We start from the raw sequence: 12938 nt of genomic DNA, 5'->3' as shown, positions 1-12938 counted from the left end.
ATGAAATCTATTAAGCTTTTTTTATTTTTAATATCCTTGTTCTCGCTCTCTTGTGAGCAAAATAGTGAAGAGGTTAGTGAAGACGAATTATTTCAATCTTACGTACAACCTAATTCAGGTTTTCCTGTAGTTAATACTAAAAACGCAACCTCAATTTTTTTAGATAAAAATGATTATTCTGGAGTTTTAAAAATCGCTGAAAAATTCCGAACAGATATAGAACGAGTGACTTCGGTAAAACCAGAATTAATAACAAATACAATCCCATCGCAAGGAAATGCTATAGTCGTTGGAACAATAGGTAAATCCGAATTAATAGATAAGTTGGTTGCAGATAAAAAACTAGATGTATCTTCCATAAAAGGAAAATGGGAAACATTTTTAATCGAAACCGTAAAAAATCCATTTGAAGGTGTCGATGAAGCATTAGTTATTGTCGGAAGTGATAAACGCGGAACAATATATGGCATGTTCGATATGTCTTATGAAATGGGAGTGTCTCCATTATATTTTTGGGCAGATGTTCCTGTTAAGAAAAAGGAAAATGTTTTCATAAAAAGAGGCAAGCACACTAAAGGTACTCCAAAAGTAAAATACAGAGGTATATTTATAAATGATGAAGCACCTGCACTAACAAGTTGGGTTTATCCAAAATACGGAGATTTTAATTCTGAATTTTACGATCAGGTTTTTGAGCTTATTTTAAGAATGAAAGGCAATTACATTTGGCCTGCCATGTGGCAACCAAGAATGTTTTATGAAGACGATCCTCAAAATGGCATTTTAGCAGATGAATATGGAATTGTTATGGGCACTTCTCATCACGAACCTTTAACACGTGCCCATGCAGAATGGAGTCGATTTGGAGAAGGTGAGTGGAATTATTCTACTAATCCAGAAAATCTCAAAAAGTTTTGGACAGAAGGAATGGAAAGAAAAGGAGATAAAGAAGCACTTGTAACCATTGGTATGCGAGGTGATGGAGATGAGGCTATGAGTGAAGATACTGCTATTGAAACATTAGAGGAAGTTGTGGCTGCTCAACGTGAAATTATTGAAGAAGTAACAGGGAAACCAGCTTCAGAAACACCGCAAATGTGGGCGCTTTACAAAGAAGTTCAAGATTATTATGACAAAGGAATGAAAGTGCCAGATGATGTTACCTTATTATTTTGTGATGATAATTGGGGAAACATAAGAAAACTTCCTGCTTTAGATGCTGAACCTAGAGAAGGTGGCTACGGTATTTATTATCATTTCGATTATGTTGGTGGACCAAGAAGTTACAAGTGGATTAATACAACACAAATTGAGCGCGTTTGGGAACAAATGCACTTGGCTTACGAACATGATGTGAAAAATGTATGGGTCGTAAATGTTGGTGATATAAAACCAATGGAATTTCCTATTGAATTTTTTCTAGATTATGCTTGGAATCCAGATAAATGGACGGCAGATAACCTTCAAGATTACTACACACAATGGGCAGCAAAACAATTCGGTAAAGAACATGCTGAAGTAATAGGTGAATTTGTAAAAAAATATACCAAGTTTAACGCAAGAAGAAAACCAGAACAACTTAATGACTATATGTATAGTCTAACTAACTTCAATGAAGCCGATAAAATAGTTGAAGACTATAACACTTTGCTAAAGGAAGTTCAGGATCTAAAACAAAAATTACCAAAAGAATATTATGATGCTTATTACCATTTAGTTGAGCATCCAATAGAGGCAAGTGCAAATTTAAATGAGTTGTATGTAGCTGCTCAAAAAAATAAATGGTATGCAGAACAAGGTAATCCGTTAGCAAACGATTATGCTAAAAAAGTAGAAGAGTTGTTTGTGAAGGACTCCTTAATCACAAAATACTATCATGAAGAGTTAGCCGGAGGAAAATGGAATGGTATGATGTCTCAAACCCATATTGGTTACACCTATTGGAATTCACCAAGATATAATAATATTCCAGAGACAACACTTGTCGAGGAAAACACAGAATACAATACTGTAGAAGAAGAAAAAAACGATGCTGAAATAGAAATCCCTAATGGAGCAAAAGGGTTTGTTGAAAGCAATAATTACATTTCAATAGAAGCTACAAATTTCACTGATAAATCAGAGCCAGAATCTTTTGAGTGGAAGACAGTTGAAAATTTAGGAAAAACAGGATCTTCAGTAATTTCGTTACCTATTAAAAAAGGTAGAGTAGAGTTAACTTCTAATTCGCCAAAGTTATCATATGATGTTTACTTCAAAAGTAAAGGAACAATAAAGGTACACGCTTATTTTTCGCCTACAATTAACTATTCTACAAGAGAAGGTATGTATTACGGTTTATCTTTTAATGATAAAAAACCAACATTAGTAAACTATGATTCGGACTCACTAATATTTAATTACAACGGAAAAGTACCTAGCAATTGGCATAATGATGTTGGTGATAATATTAAAGTTATTACTACTGAATTTGAGATTAATGAAATTGGAAATCATACCCTAAATTATTTTAGAGTAGATGAAGGTTTGGTACTTCAAAAAATCGTCATAGAAACTTCAGAAAATAGCTTGCCTAAAAGTTATTTAGGTCCACCTCAAAGTCACTTTTCCGAATAGTGATGCATCATTAAACGAACTAAACTAATTAAAATGAATAAAGAATCACAAAAATTATCAGTACTAGAGAAAGTCGGTTATAGCTTAGGAGATTTAGCGGCTAATCTGGTTTTTCAAACATTGGTAACCTACTTGGCATACTTCTATACTGATATATATGGGTTAGAGAACAATCATGCATCTGCAATTATTTTAACCGTTGGTCTTGTTGCAGGATTTGCATTCAATCCTATAATTGGTGCAATTGCAGATAGAACTAATTCTAAATGGGGAAAATTTCGTCCTTGGATATTATGGACAGCTGTTCCATTGGGTGTTATAGCGCTATTGGCATTTAGTACTCCAAATTTCTCATACAAAGGAAAAGTAATTTATGCTGTAGTTACCTATACCTTGTTGTTATTGTTATATGCAGCCAACAATTTGCCATATTCAGCCTTGAGTGGTGTAATTACAGGTGATATGTCAGAACGAAATAGTATGTCTGCGTATCGTTTTGTAGCTGTAATGTTCGCACAATTTTTTGTGCAGGTATTTATGCTACCTATTATAGAAACTGTTGGTGGAGGCGATAAAGCTATTGGTATTGAAAAAGTAATGACATGGCTGGCCGTTATAGGAACAATAATGTTACTAATAACCTTTTTTACTACAAAAGAAAGAGTAATACCTAAGCCAGAACAAAAATCTAGCTTAGCAGAAGACCTTAAAGATTTAATTAAAAATAGACCCTGGTTAATCATGTTAACCTTAACTACTTTGATATTTATAACGTTAGCCATGAAAGGCGGTTCTTATGTCTATTATTTTGAGAATTATGTAGATAAAGATGCTTTGGCAAACTTTTTAAGTCCTGTGTTGAGTAGTGATTTAGGTCAAACATTATTTGGTGATAATCCCGTTTCAGCAGGATTTGGTTTATTCAACGCTGGCGGAATAATTTTTATGATAGTAGGAATAGGACTTTCTAAAAAACTGGCCGATAAATATGGTAAACGCGATGTTTTTGGAATATTCCTTTTCATTTCAACATTGTTTATTTTACTGTTTTACTTCTTCCCATCAGAGTCAGTAAAATTTATGTTTGTGTCTCAAATTTTTCATGGTTTCTTTTATGGTATTACCATTCCAATACTTTGGGCTATGATTGCGGATGTTGCTGATTTTTCCGAATGGAAAACCAATCGTCGAGCAACAGCTATTATTTTTTCAGCAATGATGGTAGGATTAAAAATTGGACTAAGTATTGGTAGTGCCTTGGTCGCATCTATATTAAATAGCTATGGTTATGATGCCGGTTTAGAAACCCAATCAGCAACGGCAATAAATGGAACAAAAATGTTGGTGAGTATTTATCCAGCTATACCATTTTTAATAGGAGCTGGTTTATTGTTTTTTTATGAAATAAATAAAAAGATGGAAACTCAAATAGAAACAGAACTTAAAGCAAGACGATTTTAAATAAATAGAAAAGACATTATGCCAGAAGATAGTATTGATCATATAGATTTTGAAGAATTAAATAAAAAGGCCATTTCTCAGCCTTTGGTAAAGCACATATACACAGCAGATCCTTCTGCACATTATTTTAACGGGAAAATATATATTTATCCATCACATGATGTTGATGCAGGTGAAGCATTTGATGATTTAGGAAGTCATTTTGCAATGGAAGATTATCACGTGATTTCTATGGATACTGTTGATGCTGAAGCTGTAGACCATGGTTTAGTACTACATGTCAATGACGTAGACTGGGCAGAAAAGCAAATGTGGGCACCAGATGCAGCACACAAAAACGGGAAATATTATTTGTATTTTCCAGCTAAAGGTTATGATGGTATTTTTAGAATTGGTGTAGCAGTTAGCGATTCGCCAACAGGACCATTCAAGCCTCAACCAGAAGCCATAAAGGATAGTTTTTCAATAGATCCAGCAGTTTTTGAAGATGAAGATGGCAGTTATTATATGTATTTTGGTGGAATTTGGGGCGGACAATTACAACGTTGGAGAACGGGAAGTTTTAATGCTGAAGAACCAGAAAGTCCAACAGCGCATTTGCCAAAGGATGATGAACCAGCATTATTGCCTTTTGTTGCAAAAATGACCGATGATTTATTAGAGTTTGCTGAAAAACCAAAGGAGATTGAAATCCTCGATGAAAACGGAGATTTGCTATTGGCGGGAGATAATGAAAGACGTTTTTTTGAAGCTGCATGGCTACATAAATATAATGGAAAGTACTATTTTTCATATTCAACAGGAGATACACACTTTATTTGCTATGCCATAGGCGATAATCCTTATGGTCCATTTACTTATAGAGGGAGAATTCTAAATCCAGTAGTAGGTTGGACGTCCCATCATTCTATCTGCGAGGTTGAAGGAAAATGGTATTTGTTCTATCATGATTCGTCACTTTCAAAAGGGGTTACGCATCTAAGGTCAATCAAAGTGGCAGAAATTGCATATAATGATGATGGTAGCATTCAAACAATAGAGCCTTATACTAATGAAAAGATTTTATCTTAGTATCAAAAAGTAGAGAGAAATTAATAAACTCAATCAAATAGAACGAAATTAAAATAAGTAATGGCATATTATATAGGATATGATTTGGGGAGCTCTTCGGTAAAAGCTGCTTTAGTTGATGCTTCAAGCGGACAATCTATTGGTATTACCAATTATCCTGAAAATGAGATGAAAATTATTTCCCTAGAGACAGGTTGGGCAGAACAGCAACCGGAATTGTGGTGGAAAAATATTATAAAGGTTACTGAAAAACTTTTGACAGAAACAGGAGTCAGCTCAAGCCAAATAAAAGGTATTGGTATTGCTTATCAAATGCATGGACTCGTTACAGTAGATAAAGATCATAATGTACTTCGACCGTCGATAATTTGGTGCGATAGTAGAGCTGTTAATATAGGAAATCAAGCTTTTTTTGAAGTTGGAAAAGAAAAATGTATTTCACATCTTTTGAATTCTCCTGGGAATTTCACCTTGTCAAAACTAAAATGGGTTAAGGAAAATGAACCTGAAGTTTACAGTAAAATTTATAAGTTTTTATTACCAGGCGATTTTATATCGTTAAAGTTAACGGGTAAACCAACAACGACTATATCGGGTCTTTCTGAAGGCATTATGTGGGATTTTAAAGAAAACAAACCTGCCGAATGGCTTTTTGAGCATTTTGGTATTAGTACCGATTTAATTCCGGAAATTGTTCCGACATTCTCAGACCAAGGTTTAGTGAATAAAGAAGCAGCAAAAGAAATTGGTTTGCCAGAAGGCATACCAGTACTTTACAGATCTGGGGACCAACCTAATAATGCCTTGTCTTTAAACGTGCTAAATCCTGGTGAAATTGCAGCTACCGGAGGTACAAGCGGTGTTGTTTATGCATTGACAGACAGAACGGATTCTAAGGAAAGTGTTAGGATAAATAGTTTTGCCCATGTAAATTATACGAAAGAAAAGCCTGTTATTGGCAAACTCTTAAACATTAATGGAGCAGGTATTCAATACAGCTGGATGAAAAGTCAATTGGCATCAAGCTCTAGTTATAATGATATCAATGAGCTTGCAGCTAGAGTTCCTGTAGGATCTGATGGTTTACGAATTATACCTTTCGGTAATGGAGCGGAGCGTATGCTAGAAAACACAAATAATGGATCGTCAATATTTAATTTAAATTTCAATAAACATCAAAGCCAACATCTTTTTAGAGCAGCTTTAGAAGGTATTGCTTTTGCTTTTGTGTACGGCATAAATATCCTCAAGGAAGATGGCGTAGAAGTTTCAAGAATACGAGCTGGAAATGATAATTTGTTCCGCTCTGAAATATTTTCAAAAACAATAGCAACATTAACAAATGCCAAAATAGATATTATGGATTCTACAGGTGCTGTGGGTGCTGCTAGAGCAGCAGGTGTTGCCAACAAAGATTTTGAAACGTTAGAATCTGCTTTTTCTGAAAATGAAAAGGTATTGACTTACTATCCATTAACGGATAAACAACAGTATAAAGATGCCTATGATTCATGGGTTCAATATTTAGAAAATAGATATAAATAATTAAATAAAAAACATAAAATAATAAAGAGATGAAAGAATACTTTAAAGGAATAGATAAAATAAAATATGAAGGGCATTTATCCGATAACCCTTTGGCTTTTAAATATTATGATCCAGACAAAGTGGTGGCTGGAAAAACTATGCGCGAACATTTTAAGTTCGCTATAGCTTACTGGCATACATTCTGTGGGCAAGGGGCAGATCCATTTGGTCCAGGTACGCAAAATTTTGAATGGGACCAAGCTTCAGATCCAATACAGGCTGCAAAAGATAAAGCTGATGCTGCGTTTGAATTTATTTCAAAAATGGGATTTGACTATTTCTGTTTTCATGATTACGATTTAGTTCAAGAAGGTGCAACGTTTGCAGAATCTGAAAAGCGTTTATCTCAAATAGTGGATTATATCAAACCTAAAATGGATGCTACAGGAATCAAGCTTCTTTGGGGAACAGCCAATTGTTTTTCAAATCCAAGATATATGAATGGAGCTGCAACCAATCCAGATTTTGATGTGGTAGCTAGAGCAGGTGGGCAAGTTAAATTAGCCTTAGATGCTACTATGGCTCTCAACGGTGAAAATTATGTGTTCTGGGGAGGTCGTGAAGGCTACATGTCTTTGCTAAATACAGATATGGGAAGAGAGTTAGATCATATGGCTCAATTCTTAACTATGGCGAGAGACTATGCAAGAAAGCAAGGGTTTACAGGAACTTTCTTTATTGAACCTAAACCAATGGAACCTTCTAAGCATCAGTATGATTTTGATACCGCTACCGCTATAGGCTTCTTAAGAGAATATGGTTTAGAGAAAGATTTTAAAATAAATATTGAAGTCAACCATGCAACATTGGCGCAACACACATTTCAGCATGAGCTTGAAGTGGCAGCAAAAGCAGGAATGTTAGGTAGTGTAGATGCTAACAGAGGAGATTATCAAAATGGTTGGGATACAGACCAGTTTCCAAATAATATACTTGAAACAACAGAAGCTATGCTTGTGTTTTTACAGGCAGGTGGACTTCAAGGTGGAGGTGTGAATTTTGATGCAAAAATAAGAAGAAACTCAACGGATTTAGAGGATATTTTCCACGCGCATATTGGTGGTGCAGATACTTTTGCACGTGCACTAATTACAGCAGATAAGATTATGTCATCATCTCCTTATAAAAAGCTTCGTGAGGAACGCTATAGTTCTTTTGATTCTGGTAAAGGAAAGGATTTTGAACAAGGGAAACTGAATTTAGAAGCGTTATATGATATAGCTCATGAAAATGGAGAGTTAAAGCTTAAGAGTGGAAAACAAGAACTTTTCGAAAATATTATCAACCAATACATTTAATAAATGAATAGCATACTTAATGGGTTAGATTGGGTAGTCCTAGGACTGTATTTTTTAGCACTCATAGCTGTAGCAGTTTGGGTGATTTTAAAGAAAAATAAGAATACCGAGGATTATTTTCTTGCAGGTAGAAACGTGGGTTGGTTTGTTATTGGTGCTTCAATTTTTGCTTCAAATATCGGATCAGAACATGTGGTTGGTTTAGCAGGTACAGGTGCAGAGTCAGGAATGCCAATGGCCCATTATGAATTGCATGCTTGGATTGTTCTTTTACTTGGGTGGTTATTTTTACCCTTTTACATAAGAAGTGGAGCATTTACAATGCCAGAATTTTTAGAAAAACGTTTCGATACACGATCGCGATGGTTTTTGTCTGTCTTCTCATTAGTGGGTTATGTACTTACCAAAGTTTCGGTAACAATATATGCAGGTGGTATTGTAGTTTCAGAACTATTAGGTATTCCTTTTTGGTATGGAGCCATAGGTATTGTTGTGTTTACAGGTTTATACACCATTGTTGGCGGTATGAAAGCTGTAATTTATACCGAAACTCTTCAGACGGTTATTTTAATTCTTGGTTCTGTAATTATAACTTATTTAGGTTTAGAACAAGTTGGTGGATGGAGTGAATTGCGAGCTACAGTTGGCTCTGAACATTTTAATATGTGGAGGCCAATGAGCGATCCAGACTTTCCGTGGACAGGTTTATTGTTTGGAGGTACTGTAGTAGGTGTTTGGTATTGGTGTACAGACCAGTATATTGTACAACGTACTTTGGCCGCAAAAAACATAAAGATTGGAAGACGAGGAGCTATTTTTGGTGCTTACTTGAAGATTTTACCGATTTTCATTTTTTTAATTCCTGGTATCATAGCTTTTGCACTTTCAAAACAAGGGGTTTTAAGTTATGATAGAGCAGATGAAGTATTTCCTGTAATGGTTAAAACATTACTGCCAACGGGTTTAAAAGGATTAGTAGCAGGTGGATTGATGGCTGCATTGATGAGTTCTTTGGCTTCGGTGTTTAATTCGTGCTCAACAATATTTACTATAGATATTTATAAGAAGTTAAAACCAGATATGCCAGAGAAAAAGCTTCTTAGAATAGGAAGAATTGCAACAGCTATTGTGGTTGTTTTAGGTATTATCTGGATACCAATTATGGAGAAAATAGGTGGCGGTACTTTGTATAAGTATCTTCAAAGTGTTCAATCTTATATAGCACCACCTATAACCGCAGTTTTTGTGTTGGGTATTTTATGGAAACGTGTTAATGCTAAAGCAGCAATTGTGACTTTAATGTCAGGTTTGGTTGTAGCTGTATTACGTATTGCTGCAGAATTAAGTGTCGAAAGCTTATCTGGTGTAGCTCATACTTTTGCAACAATCAATTTTGCTCATATGGCAATTTTCATGTTCATATTTTCAATAATAATATGTGTGTCGGTAAGTTTAGCAACACAAGCACCAAATTATGAAAGAATAAAAGGTTTAGCCTTTGGTACATTGTCAGAAGGACAACAACAAGACAATAAAGACAGCTTTGATACAATTGATGTTATATTATCAGTTGTGCTAGTTATAGTAGTTATAGGTGTTTTAACATACTTTACGGGTTGAAAATAAGTAGCGCAGTTTATGAGTTAATTATTTTCTACGTTTTTTAAACTTATGTTCACTTAGTATTGCTTTATGATGAGGTCACTACTAAAAATTGTTCTTTTAATATTGTAATGGTTTTTTAATATGAGAGGTAAAATCCTAAAATATATTTTCCTTATTTTTAGAAACGAAATCTATATTCTTCAATTTCTAAAATAGGTTTTAAATTATTTCTTTATATATTTGTGTAATCGATTACAATTTAAAAAAATTATGACCAATTATAAGACAAGATACGCATCAAGTCCACAAGCAGTAAAAAAGTATGACACGCAAGAATTACGTGATGAATTCTTGATTGAAAATATGATGAAAGTAGATGAGTTGGAATGGGTTTATACGCATTACGACAGGTTTATGGTAGCAGGACTTGTGCCAGTTAACAAAAAGATAAAACTAGAAACGATAGATCCACTTAAATCATCATTTTTTCTAGAAAGGAGAGAATTAGGAATTATCAATGTAGGTGGTTCTGGAGTTATAACTGTAGATGGAGATACTTATGAGTTAGATCATAAGGAAGCCTTATATCTTGGTCAGGGAAATAAAGATGTTGAGTTTTCTAGCAAAGATGCTAGTGAGCCAGCTAAATTCTATTTAAACTCTACACCTGCACATAAAAAATTCCCAAACAAAAAAATAGGAACTAATGATGTTGAGGTTATAGAGTTGGGTTCTGCAGAAACTGCAAATGCAAGAACATTGAGAAAATACATCGTAAACAGTGTTGTGGATGTGTGCCAGTTACAAATGGGAATGACAACCATAAAAACAGGAAGTAGTTGGAATACTATGCCAGCTCACGTGCACGACAGAAGAATGGAAGTTTATTTCTATTTTGAAGTTCCAGAAGATCAAGCTGTTTGCCACTTTATGGGGCAACCACAAGAAACAAGACACATTTGGATGGGTAATGAAGAGGCAGTGATTTCTCCGCCTTGGTCTATTCATTCTGGTTCAGGTACAGCTAGTTATTCTTTTATTTGGGGAATGGCAGGTGAGAACTTGGATTATGGAGATATGGATGTTTGTAAGATTAATGAGTTAAGATAATCCTTGATATTATGTTTGATTTAACAGGGAAAACAGCACTCGTTACTGGCTGTAAAAGAGGTATTGGCTTTGCAATGGCAGAAGCTTTAGCAGAGGCTGGTGCAGATATTATTGGTGTTTCGGCATCATTAGAAAAAGAAGGCTCTGCAATAGGTAAAAGAGTTGCTGAAATAGGCAAAACATTCACAGCATACCAATGTGACTTTTCTAATCGAGAGTCACTTTACGACTTTATAAAGGCTGTAAAAGCTAATCACCCTAAAATAGATATTCTAGTAAATAACGCAGGTACAATTTTAAGAAAGCCAGCAGCAGAACATCCTGATGAATATTGGGATAAAGTTGTTGAGGTTAACTTAAATGCGCAGTTTATTCTAAGTAGAGAAATAGGTAAGGATATGGTTGCTAATGGTTCTGGTAAAATCATTTTTACCGCATCGTTGCTTACATTTCAAGGTGGAATTACAGTTCCTGGCTATGCCGCTTCAAAAGGTGCAATTGGTCAGTTAACAATGGCACTTTCTAACGAATGGGCTTCAAAAAATGTACAAGTCAACGCTATTGCTCCAGGTTACATCGCTACAGATAATACGGAAGCTTTACGTAATGATGAAGATAGAAGTCAGTCTATCTTAGCTAGAATTCCAGCAGGTAGATGGGGAAAACCAGAAGATTTTAAAGGTCCTATTGTATTCCTTGCATCAAAAGCAAGTGATTATATGTCAGGTTCAATTTTAACCGTTGATGGCGGTTGGATGGGTAGATAAATTTTAAAAGAAATGAAACAGTTTATACACGATAATTTTTTGCTTGAAAATAAATATGCCGAAGAGCTATATCACAATTATGCAAAAAATCAGCCAATAATAGATTATCACAATCACTTACCTCCTCAAGAAATTCTAGAGGATAAAGTTTATAATAACCTTACTAAGGTGTGGATTAATGGTGACCATTACAAATGGAGAGCTATGCGTACTTTGGGTATTAACGAAAAATATATCACAGGCGACGCTTCAGATAAAGATAAGTTTCTAAACTGGGCTAAAACCGTACCATACACCATGCGTAACCCTTTGTATCATTGGACGCATTTAGAATTGACACGTTATTTTGGTATTACGGATTTGTTGAATGAAAAATCAGCAGAGCGTATTTTCGAATCGACTTCAGAACAATTAAGTTCAGCAGATTATAGCTGTAGAAACTTGTTACGTAAAGTTAATGCTGAATTGGTTTGTACTACTGAAGATCCTATCGATACCTTAGAACATCATCAATCATTAGCTAAAAGTGATTTAGAAATAAAAGTAAGTACAGCGTTTAGACCAGATAAAGCTATTTTAATAGCTAATGACAGTTATAACGATTATATAAATGCTTTAGGCAAAGCTGCAGATATTGAAATTTCTACATATCAAGATCTAAAAGATGCCTTAAGAAGCAGAATAAATTATTTCAATGATAATGGTTGCAGATTATGTGATCATGGATTGAATCAAATTTCGTTTGTTGAATATACAGACAATGAAGTTGAAGCTATTTTTAAAAAGAAATTAAGTGGTGAAACTTTAGAAAAAGAAGAGGTACTTAAGTTTGAAACAGCTATCCTTCTATACTTGTCTGAAACTTATCGCGAATTTGGTTGGGTACAACAATTTCACCTTGGTGCACTAAGAAATAATAATGCACGTATGCATAGTATTCTTGGTCCAGATACGGGTTGGGATTCTATTGGTGATTATCCACAAGCCGAAAAACTATCAGCGTTCTTAAACACATTAGACGGAAAAGATAAATTAACAAAAACTATAATTTATAATTTAAATCCGGCTGACAATGAAGTAATGGCGACCATGATTGGTAACTTTAATGATGGTAGTGTGAAAGGTAAAGTGCAGTTCGGTTCTGGTTGGTGGTTTTTAGATCAAAAAGACGGCATGACTAAACAGATGAATGCCTTATCTAATATGGGACTTATCAGTTGCTTTATTGGTATGTTAACTGATTCTAGAAGTTTCCTTTCATTCCCAAGACACGAATACTTCAGAAGATTATTATGTAATTTACTTGGTGACGAAATACAAAGAGGTGAATTGCCAAAAGAAGAGCTAGAATGGATTGGTAAAATCGTTTCAGATATTAGTTATTTTAACGCTAAGGAATATTTCAACTTTTAAGCAGTAGAGT

Annotated in this window: 9 protein-coding genes; all 9 read left to right on the top strand. The window is 34.6% G+C overall.

The genetic code is table 11. The features are described 5' to 3' along the window. Complete coding sequence (locus QGM60_RS02940; RefSeq protein ID WP_281138734.1) at positions 1–2616, top strand: glycosyl hydrolase 115 family protein; 2616 nt, start codon at positions 1–3, stop codon at positions 2614–2616. Positions 2617–2649: 33 nt separating this feature from the next. Beyond that, a complete protein-coding gene (locus QGM60_RS02935; RefSeq protein WP_281138733.1) occupies positions 2650–4077 on the top strand; it encodes an MFS transporter in 1428 nt (475 codons plus the stop codon). A gap of 18 nt (positions 4078–4095) precedes the next feature. Continuing rightward, entirely contained in the window at positions 4096–5148 is a 1053-nt protein-coding gene (locus tag QGM60_RS02930; protein ID WP_281138732.1) for a glycoside hydrolase family 43 protein, read from the top strand. Positions 5149–5208: 60 nt separating this feature from the next. Further along, positions 5209–6693, top strand: a complete 1485-nt coding sequence (locus QGM60_RS02925; protein WP_281138731.1) for an FGGY family carbohydrate kinase — start codon at positions 5209–5211, stop codon at positions 6691–6693. Between the two features lie 29 nt (positions 6694–6722). Beyond that, entirely contained in the window at positions 6723–8033 is a 1311-nt protein-coding gene (gene xylA / locus QGM60_RS02920) for a xylose isomerase (protein WP_281138730.1), read from the top strand. Between the two features lie 3 nt (positions 8034–8036). After that, a complete protein-coding gene (locus QGM60_RS02915; RefSeq protein WP_281138729.1) occupies positions 8037–9653 on the top strand; it encodes a sodium:solute symporter in 1617 nt (538 codons plus the stop codon). Positions 9654–9908: 255 nt separating this feature from the next. Then, positions 9909–10748, top strand: a complete 840-nt coding sequence (kduI, locus tag QGM60_RS02910; RefSeq protein ID WP_281138728.1) for a 5-dehydro-4-deoxy-D-glucuronate isomerase — start codon at positions 9909–9911, stop codon at positions 10746–10748. After that, positions 10748–11515, top strand: a complete 768-nt coding sequence (locus QGM60_RS02905) for an SDR family NAD(P)-dependent oxidoreductase (RefSeq protein WP_281138803.1) — start codon at positions 10748–10750, stop codon at positions 11513–11515. The genes kduI and QGM60_RS02905 overlap by 1 nt, the downstream gene beginning before the upstream one ends. Before the next feature lie 12 nt (positions 11516–11527). Further along, complete coding sequence (gene uxaC / locus QGM60_RS02900; protein WP_281138727.1) at positions 11528–12928, top strand: glucuronate isomerase; 1401 nt, start codon at positions 11528–11530, stop codon at positions 12926–12928. Positions 12929–12938: the final 10 nt, after the last annotated feature.

The organism is Winogradskyella sp. SYSU M77433, assembly GCF_029911945.1.
Classification (GTDB): domain Bacteria; phylum Bacteroidota; class Bacteroidia; order Flavobacteriales; family Flavobacteriaceae; genus Winogradskyella.
Note: the sequence above shows the minus strand (reverse complement) of the source record. Positions and strands in the feature narration are given on the sequence as shown.

Excerpts from the sequence above, each read along its gene's own strand:
- uxaC (WP_281138727.1), top strand. The coding sequence starts at position 11,528 with ATGAAACAGTTTATACACGATAATTTTTTGCTTGAAAATAAATATGCC.
- kduI (WP_281138728.1), top strand. The coding sequence starts at position 9,909 with ATGACCAATTATAAGACAAGATACGCATCAAGTCCACAAGCAGTAAAA.
- QGM60_RS02940 (WP_281138734.1), top strand. The coding sequence starts at position 1 with ATGAAATCTATTAAGCTTTTTTTATTTTTAATATCCTTGTTCTCGCTC.
- QGM60_RS02935 (WP_281138733.1), top strand. The coding sequence starts at position 2,650 with ATGAATAAAGAATCACAAAAATTATCAGTACTAGAGAAAGTCGGTTAT.
- QGM60_RS02925 (WP_281138731.1), top strand. The coding sequence starts at position 5,209 with ATGGCATATTATATAGGATATGATTTGGGGAGCTCTTCGGTAAAAGCT.
- QGM60_RS02930 (WP_281138732.1), top strand. The coding sequence starts at position 4,096 with ATGCCAGAAGATAGTATTGATCATATAGATTTTGAAGAATTAAATAAA.
- xylA (WP_281138730.1), top strand. The coding sequence starts at position 6,723 with ATGAAAGAATACTTTAAAGGAATAGATAAAATAAAATATGAAGGGCAT.
- QGM60_RS02915 (WP_281138729.1), top strand. The coding sequence starts at position 8,037 with ATGAATAGCATACTTAATGGGTTAGATTGGGTAGTCCTAGGACTGTAT.